This window comes from Salinicola endophyticus (genome assembly GCF_003206575.1).
GTDB classification, from domain to species: Bacteria; Pseudomonadota; Gammaproteobacteria; order Pseudomonadales; family Halomonadaceae; genus Salinicola; species Salinicola endophyticus.
This window is the reverse complement of sequence record NZ_PZJO01000004.1, coordinates 608531-616131: the sequence shown is the minus strand read 5'-3', so window position 1 is coordinate 616131 and position 7601 is coordinate 608531. Positions and strand designations below refer to the sequence as shown.

The 7601-nt window shown below is 67.6% G+C and carries 7 protein-coding genes and 1 other RNA gene; 4 read left to right on the top strand and 4 right to left on the bottom strand.

Annotated features, from left to right (window positions below; all coding sequences use genetic code 11):
* Positions 1-54: 54 nt before the first annotated feature.
* The 4 genes from ffs to DOM66_RS12100 all read right to left on the bottom strand — a co-directional run bounded on the left by ffs (position 55) and on the right by DOM66_RS12100 (position 3334).
* Positions 55-151, bottom strand: an RNA gene (ffs, locus tag DOM66_RS12115) — signal recognition particle sRNA small type.
* A gap of 233 nt (positions 152-384) precedes the next feature.
* Complete coding sequence (locus tag DOM66_RS12110; protein WP_110690267.1) at positions 385-1905, bottom strand: tripartite tricarboxylate transporter permease; 1521 nt, start codon at positions 1903-1905, stop codon at positions 385-387.
* Positions 1905-2351, bottom strand: a complete 447-nt coding sequence (locus DOM66_RS12105) for a tripartite tricarboxylate transporter TctB family protein (RefSeq protein ID WP_110676188.1) — start codon at positions 2349-2351, stop codon at positions 1905-1907. The genes DOM66_RS12110 and DOM66_RS12105 overlap by 1 nt, the downstream gene beginning before the upstream one ends.
* A complete protein-coding gene (locus tag DOM66_RS12100) occupies positions 2348-3334 on the bottom strand; it encodes a Bug family tripartite tricarboxylate transporter substrate binding protein (RefSeq protein ID WP_110676190.1) in 987 nt (328 codons plus the stop codon). Before DOM66_RS12100 ends, DOM66_RS12105 begins: the two co-directional genes overlap by 4 nt.
* 315 nt (positions 3335-3649) lie before the next feature.
* On the opposite strand from DOM66_RS12100, the gene DOM66_RS12095 reads away from it, so the two are divergent.
* From DOM66_RS12095 to DOM66_RS12080, 4 genes are read left to right on the top strand one after another with little or no spacing between them, the layout of a single operon-like run.
* Positions 3650-4315 carry a response regulator transcription factor gene (locus tag DOM66_RS12095; protein WP_110676192.1) on the top strand — a complete coding sequence of 222 codons (666 nt, stop codon included), beginning with the start codon at positions 3650-3652 and terminating at the stop codon, positions 4313-4315.
* On the top strand, positions 4312-5706 hold the full coding sequence (locus tag DOM66_RS12090; protein ID WP_245392421.1) for a sensor histidine kinase: 1395 nt from the start codon (positions 4312-4314) through the stop codon (positions 5704-5706). Before DOM66_RS12095 ends, DOM66_RS12090 begins: the two co-directional genes overlap by 4 nt.
* Positions 5673-6833, top strand: coding sequence for an ABC transporter substrate-binding protein (locus DOM66_RS12085; protein ID WP_110690265.1), 1161 nt, complete (start codon positions 5673-5675; stop codon positions 6831-6833). Before DOM66_RS12090 ends, DOM66_RS12085 begins: the two co-directional genes overlap by 34 nt.
* Positions 6830-7579, top strand: coding sequence for a TlyA family RNA methyltransferase (locus tag DOM66_RS12080; RefSeq protein WP_110690263.1), 750 nt, complete (start codon positions 6830-6832; stop codon positions 7577-7579). Before DOM66_RS12085 ends, DOM66_RS12080 begins: the two co-directional genes overlap by 4 nt.
* The last annotated feature ends 22 nt before the right edge of the window (positions 7580-7601 follow it).

Below are 7601 nucleotides of genomic sequence, written 5' to 3'. Positions count from 1 at the left end.
GCGGGGGAGAAGAACGCAGACTGGCGTGAAACACAGGCCAGAAATGGAGGCGGCCCCGACCAGCCACATCCCGGCACACGCGGCCACCACTACCGTTGCTCCCTTCCGGGCCTGGCGGGGTTTGCGGTTTAGCGTTGCGGGAGGACCGGCAAGGGCCACCATAAACGCGATGCTGGGCGCTTGAAGGTGCCGATCGCGACGCGATCGAACAGCCATCGCCACCTTGCATCGTTGCCGACAACGCCGAGGCGTTGTCGAGCGGCGCAAACTATATCAGCGTATCCGCGCGGCAGCAACCGGTGAGGATAAATCCCGCCTCATCGGCCCTCACGCAAAGGCCCCGGTGACCAGCACCGGGGCGTGATTGACGTGCGGCCAGCGGCATCAGTCGCCGATCTGTGTCTTGGCTGCCTGCATGCGCTTGCGCAGGATCGGACCGACGATCACCGGCAACAGCAGCCCCAGGATCGCCACCAGCCATAGCCCGATCGAGAGCCCACTGCTCCACAGGATCGACCAGTCACCATCGGAGATCTGCATCGCGTGGCGCAGGTTCTTCTCCATTTCTGGCCCCAGCAGCAGCCCCAGGATCACCGGCACCAGCGGAATCTCCAGCTTGCGCAGGATATAGCCGGCAACGCCAAAGGCGATCATGAAGTAGAGATCGAAGGTCGAGTGGCTGATCGAGTAGATGCCCACGAACGCGACCATGGTCACGATCGGCAGCAGATACATCGGCGGCACCGAGAGGATCTTCACGAACACCCCGACCAGCGGAATGTTGAGCAGCAGCAGCATGAAGTTGCCCACCAGCAGCGCGGCGATGACACCCCACACCAGGTCGGCGTTCTGGGTGAACATCATTGGCCCGGGCGTGATGTTGAGCGACACCAGCATCGCCAGCAGCACCGCGGTGGTGCCGCTGCCCGGCACGCCCAGGGTCAGCATGGGCACCAGTGCACCGCTGGAGGCACCGTTGTTACCCGCCTCGGGCGCCGCCACGCCGCGCGGGTCCCCCTCGCCGAAGTAGCCCTTCTTGCCCAGGATCTTCTTTTCCAGGGTGTAGGTGATGAAGCTGCCCAGCGACGCCCCGGCCCCCGGCAGCACCCCGGCGATAAAGCCCAGCACCCCGCCACGCAGAGTGGTCGGAAAGATCGAGGCGATGTCGCGCCAGTTGAGCTTGAGCGGATTGATCTTGATCATCTCGCGCCCCTTGCCGGCCTTCTCCTCGATGAAGAACAGCAGCTCGGAAACCGCGAACAGACCCACGATGGCGATGATGAAATCGATCCCCTCGTAGAGCTCGAGCACGCCGAAGGTGTAGCGCTGGGTGCCGGTGGAGAGGTCGATCCCCACGGTGGCGATGATCAGCCCGATGGCCGCGGCCATCAGCGTCTTCATCGGGTTCTTGCCGGTAATCCCACCCAGGGTGGCGAAAGCCAGCACGAACAGCGCGAAGTACTCAGCCGGACCGAAGGTGAGCGCAAAGCGTGCCAGCATCGGGGCCAGCAGGATCAAACCGACAGTGGCGATCAGGCTGCCCATGAAGGAGGCGATGGCTGAGATCGCCAGGGCCTCGGCGGCCTTGCCCTTGCGCGCCATCGGATAGCCGTCGAGACAGGTCATCATCGCCGGCTCGTCACCGGGGATATTGAGCAGGATCGATGAGATACGTCCGCCGTACATCGCCCCGGCGTAGACCGCGGTGAGCATGATCAGTGCGGTTTCGGGCTTGAGCCCCAGCGTGAAGGCGAGCGGGATCAGGATCGCCACGCCGTTGGCCGGGCCGAGCCCGGGGAGCGCGCCGATCAGGGTGCCGATGAAGCACCCCATCAGCGCGAACATCAAATTCTCTGGCTGCAGCGCGACACCGAAGCCAAGCGACAGATAGTGCAGCGTTTCCATCAGTTCAACTCCAGCAAGCCCAGCGGCAGCGGCAGTTCGAGGCCGTAGGTGAACAGCACGAAGACCACGGCGCCACTGATCAGCCCGGTGAGATAGGCCTTGAGCGGCTTGGCGCCCATGCGCCAGCACAGGGTACCCACCGCCAGCGTGGTGGCGAGGATGAAGCCGAGGGGCTCCAGCAGCAGCGCATAGACGATGAGGACCACCACGGCGATGCACAGCTCGGCAAAGGTACGCAGCGCGGGCCAGTGGTTATCGGGATCGGGCTTGACGATCATGTAGAGACTGCAGATCGCCAGCACCACCCCCAGGATCTTGGGAAACGTCTCGGGCCCAACGGCTTCCGATCCCCCGAAGGGGACCGGAAACTGGGTAGCGCCGTAGAAATAGGCCACGGCGACGACCAGCATGACCAGGCCGAAGACACGGTCATTGAGTTTGCTCATTGAATCAGCCCGATTTCCTTGGAGAGCGCCTTGATGTCCTGGATCTGCTGCTTGACGAAGGCCTGAAACTCATCCGCCTTGGGGTGGAACGGCATCAGACCGTTGCTGGCCATGACCTTTTTCCACTGATCGCTGGCATAGAGCTTGTCCATGGCATCGACCCAGTACTGCTTGGCGTCGTCGTCGATCCCGGCAGGCATGTAGAAACCGCGCCAGTTGGGGCCGACCGCGTCGATGCCCTGCTCCTTGGCAGTGGGGATGTTGGACAGATCGCCCGGCAGACGCTCGTCGGAGAGCACCGCCAGCACGCGCAGGTCGCCGGACTTCAGGAAGCCCTGGGTCTCGGTGACGTCACCGGTGAAGGCGTCGACGTGGCCGCCGATGACCTGGGTCATCGCTTCGCCGCCGTTGTTGTAGGAGAGATAGGGAATCCGCGGCAGGTTCTTGACCCCGGCCGCCTTGGCTGCGATCAGCACCTTGAGGTGATCCCAGCCGCCGTTGGCGCTACCGCCGGCAAACTTGACCGCCCGCGGGTCCTTCTTGATCGCGTCCATCAGCTCGTTGAGGTTGTGATAAGGCGAATCCTTGGAGACCGCGATCACCCCGTAGTCGGCACCCACGGCCCCGATCCAGTTGACCATGTCGGCGTTCATGCCCGGGAACTGGCCCTGGGCGAGACGTGTGGTGGTAGCGGTGGATGCGGCCACCAGCAGCTGGTCGTCGCCCTTGCGCTTGCTCACGGTGTGGGCGAACGCCACGCCGCCGCCGGCGCCCGCCATGTTGATGGTCTGGACGCTGGCCGGCACCAGCTTGAGCTCTTCGAGCACGTTACCCACGCTGCGGCAGGTAAAGTCCCAGCCGCCACCCGGATCGGACGGCGCGATACACTCGACCTTGCCCGAGGGCTGGAAGGCCATGGCGCTGGAGGCGACCAGAGTGAGGGCGGCGGCGGCGACCCATTTCAAGGGTTTGGAGGAAATCATGGCTTCTCCTTTGTTTTCATGAAGCAAGCATTGTGATGAAGCAAATGTTGTCCTTGAGCGAACGTCGTCATGCCACAGGCCGCGCTGCCGTTGAAGCAGCACATCCAGCGTGACGCCCGACGCGGAGCGAGCGAACCTTACAATTCTGTAAGGCAGAACCCTGTTCCCGTAGGCGGAATTTAGGCGCCCCGCTTTCACCCGGTCAACGGCGTAGCGGCAAATGCCAACTAAAGTTGAATGCGCACCCATCACGATCGTTTACAATCGCCTGGCCGCCCCGAGACTCACCGCCACAGCCCTGCAGGAGCCGCTGCCATGCCGCCGACATTGCTGCTGGTCGAGGACGATCCGCTGCTCGCCGACACCCTCGTCGCGACCCTCGCCACGCCCGAACAGCAGGTCGAGCACATCGCTGACGGCGGGGTCGCTGCGGCGCGCCTCGGCGAGCCCCACACCTATGCGCTGGTGCTGCTCGATCTCAATCTGCCCACGCGCAGCGGCCTGGAGGTGCTGGCCACCCTGCGCGCGGTGGATCGCCATACCCCGGTGCTGATTCTAACCGCCCGCGCGGCGATCGAGGACCGGGTCAAGGGGCTCGATCTCGGCGCCGACGACTATCTGGCCAAGCCCTTCGCGCTCGACGAGCTGGAGGCGCGCGTGCGTGCACTGCTGCGCCGGCGCAGCGCGGACGAGCCACCGAGCCTGGGCGCGCTGCGCCTCGATCCGCAGCGTCAGCGCTTCAGCCTGGGCGAGACGCCGCTGCCCCTGCCGCCCCGCGAGCACCGCCTGCTCGCCTGTCTGCTGCGCTACGCCGGCGAGCCGGTGGACAAGGCGCGCCTGATCGACGAGGCGTTCGCCGGCGAGGCCGTGGGCGACAACGCCATCGAGGTCTATGTGCACCGCCTGCGTCGGCGTCTGGCCGATTCGGGCATCGGCCTGCGCACGGTGCGCGGCATCGGCTATCTGCTGGAGACCCAGTGACCGCCGGCACGCCTTTTCGTCTGGCGCACCTTAGCCTTTACCGCCGCCTGACGGTGCTGCTGCTCTGTCCGCTGGCGCTGGTCGCGGCGCTGATCCTGGGGCAGAGCTGGTTCGCCTCGCGGGCCGCCGCCGACCGCGCCTTCGATCGGCTGCTCGATGCCGCCTCACTGTCGATCGCCGAGCAGGTGCGCTGGCAGCAGAGCCGCCTGTGGATGGACCTGCCCCCGTCGGCGCTGGAGATGCTGGCGACGGATGCCGAAGAGCGGGTCTTCTACGCCCTCTACGACGCCCAGGGGCATTTCGTCACCGGTAACCGCACCCTGCCCGCGCTGCCGCCCCCGCCCAGCGGCCAGATGAGCTACGCCGATGTCGACGTTGGCGGCCTGGCACTGCGCCTGGGCGTGCGCCGCTCGCGTCTGGAAGGATGGGATCGCAGCGACCGCTTCGAGGTACGCGTGGCCCACTCTCAGGGGGGGCGCACGGCGCTGGCCAACCGCTTGTTCCTGGCGAGCCTGCTCAACGTGGCGCTGATCGCGCTGCTGGCGATGGTGGTGGTCCTGCTCTCGGCGCGCTTTGCGCTGGAACCACTGACACGGCTGCGCCGGGCGATCCGCCAGCGCGACCCGCGTACGCTGGCCCCCCTGGCGCTCGAGCTACCGCGAGAGCTCGACGAACTGCGCCAGACCCTGAACGAGCTGCTGGCCCGCATGCGCCGCGTGCGAGCCAACCAGGAGCGCTTCATCGGCGACGCTTCGCATCAGCTGCGCACACCGCTGGCGGGGCTCTCCGCCCGCGCCGAGCTGGCGCTGCGCCAGACCGACCCGGCACAGTGGCGCAGCGCCCTCGACAGCATGCACGGCACCGCCGCCCAGACCGCCCGCCTGGCCGGCCAGCTGCTGTCGCTGACCCGCCTCAACAACCCCGAGGCCGCCCCGGCACACACTCCGGTCGACCTCTGTGCCTTGGCCCAGCGCGCGGTGCGCAGCGGTTTCGCCAGCTTCGACCGGCGCGGGGTCGATCTGGGGGTGGAGACACCGGCCCAGGCGGTGGTGGTCGCCGCCACCGCCTGGCAGCTCGAGGAAGCACTAGCCAATCTGCTCGAGAACGCCGCCCTCTACGGCGCCCGGCGCGTCACCGTCAGCGTGCTCGCCGGTCCGCCGCGACTGCGCGTCGAAGACGATGGCCCCGGGATCCCCGAGTCGCAGCGCCTGCTGGTGCTGCGCCCCTTCCATCGCGGCCGCGAGGGGGGCAGCGGCACCGGCCTGGGACTCGCCATCGTCGACAGCATCGCCCGCGCCCACGGCTGCCGCCTCATCCTCGCGGACAGCGACCCCGCTCACCCGGAACGCCCTGGCCTATGCATCACCCTGACCTTTCCCGACGCCGCCTGACCGGCGCTCTGCTGGGCCTGGCGGGTACCGCCGCCCTGGGCGCGCCGGCCTTGGCCGGCACCCTGGAGTTCGCTGCCAGCACCACACCGGCAACGCCGCTGACGATCTATGGCGTCCTCGATCCGCCCCAGGCGCGTCCACTGCTGGCGGCGTTCAAGCAGCACCATCCGGAGATCGCGCTGGTCTATCACCATATGGACACCCTGGCGCTGCATCAGCGGGTGCTAGCCGAACAGGACGCTCCCCAGGCCGACGTGATCATGTCGCCGGCCATGCCGTGGCAGTACCAGTTGGCCAACGCCGGCCTCTCCAGCACGCTCGACTCCCCCATCACCGCCGCCTGGCCGCGCTGGGCACGCTGGCGCCACGAGCTGTTCGGCTTTACCTTCGAGCCGATCGTGATGGTCTATCGGCGCGATCTCGCCGCGCACATGCCGCCGCCCGAGAGCCACGCCGAACTGCTGGCGCGGCTGGACGCGCATACCGATCTGCTCAAGGGTCGGGTGGTCACCTACGACCCGCGACTGAGCGGCGCCGGCTACACCTATGCCATCGAGGATGCGCGCATCTCGGCGCGCTACTGGGACCTGGTGGCGGCTCTCGGCCGCAGCCACACCGCGCTCGAGGCGACCACGTCGGCGATGCTCGAGGGGCTGAGCGCGGGCCGCTACTGGATTGGCTACAATCTGATCGGCTCCTACGCCCAGGCTTACGTGGCGAATCACCCGGAACTCGAGATGGTGATCCCGCGCGACTATGCCCTGGTACTGCAGCGCCTGGTCATGCGCCAGCGTGGCGCGCCGCATCCGGAAGCCGCCGCTCGCTTCATCGACTTCCTGCTCGGGCGCCCGGCGCAGACACTGCTGGCGACCCGCACCACGCTGGGTGCGGTAGACCCCGGGGTCAGCGGTCCCGGCACCGCCAGCGCCCTGCGCGAACGTCTCGGCGACGCCATCCGGCCGGTCCAGATCGGCCCCGGCCTGCTCGCCACCCTGGATACGCTCAAGCGCCAGACCCTGCTCGAACAGTGGCAGCAGGCCTTTGCCAACCGCACCACCTTTTCCGACGGGCCGCTGGCCGACCCCGCGCCACTGCCTGACGCCGACAAGGAATCCCCCTCTCCATGAAACGTCTCGACCAACTGGTGGCCGCCCAGCTGCGGTCACGCACCCGTGCCCAGCGGCTGATCCGCCAGGGCTACGTCAGCATCGACGATGGCCGCGGCTGGCGGGTCGCCGACAAGCCCGGCGAGAAGCTCCCCGAGGAGACCGCACTGAAGATCGAGTCCGCTCCTGAGGAGCGCTATGTCTCGCGCGCCGGGCTCAAGCTGGAGGCGCTGCTGAGCGCCCTCGAGCGTCGCCTCGACGGCCTCTGCGTGCTCGACATCGGCCAGTCCACCGGCGGCTTCAGCGACTGCGCGCTGCGCTTCGGCGCCGCTCGGGTGATCGGTATCGAGGTCGGTCACGGCCAGCTCGACGCCAGCCTGCGCGAGGATTCGCGGGTCACCTGCCTGGAGGGAGTCAATGCCCGCGCCCTGCCCCACGCTGCGCTCGCCGAGCTGGCGCCCGGCGGCATCGATGCCGTGGTCATGGATGTCTCGTTCATCTCGCAGACGCTGATCCTGCCGCAGATCGCCCAGGTGCTGACGCCGGGCGGCGAGCTCTTCTCGCTGGTCAAGCCGCAGTTCGAGGTCGGCCCGGGGCGGGTCGACGACCGCGGCATCGTGCGCGACGCCGCGCTCTTCGAGCAGGTCGCCGAGACCCTGCAGACCCACTGCCGCGCCGTCGGGCTGCAGTTGACCCACTGGTGCGAGAGCCCGATCCAGGGTGGCGACGGCAATCGCGAGTTCCTGCTCCACGCCCGGCGCGCCTGAACGCCGGGCGCTCTTCATAGGC

What these genes read in the sequence shown, in the direction of transcription:
- DOM66_RS12095 (WP_110676192.1), top strand. Translation starts at nt 3,650, where the DNA reads ATGCCGCCGACATTGCTGCTGGTCGAGGACGATCCGCTGCTCGCCGAC.
- DOM66_RS12080 (WP_110690263.1), top strand. Translation starts at nt 6,830, where the DNA reads ATGAAACGTCTCGACCAACTGGTGGCCGCCCAGCTGCGGTCACGCACC.
- DOM66_RS12110 (WP_110690267.1), bottom strand. Translation starts at nt 1,905, where the DNA reads ATGGAAACGCTGCACTATCTGTCGCTTGGCTTCGGTGTCGCGCTGCAG.
- DOM66_RS12100 (WP_110676190.1), bottom strand. Translation starts at nt 3,334, where the DNA reads ATGATTTCCTCCAAACCCTTGAAATGGGTCGCCGCCGCCGCCCTCACT.
- DOM66_RS12105 (WP_110676188.1), bottom strand. Translation starts at nt 2,351, where the DNA reads ATGAGCAAACTCAATGACCGTGTCTTCGGCCTGGTCATGCTGGTCGTC.
- DOM66_RS12085 (WP_110690265.1), top strand. Translation starts at nt 5,673, where the DNA reads ATGCATCACCCTGACCTTTCCCGACGCCGCCTGACCGGCGCTCTGCTG.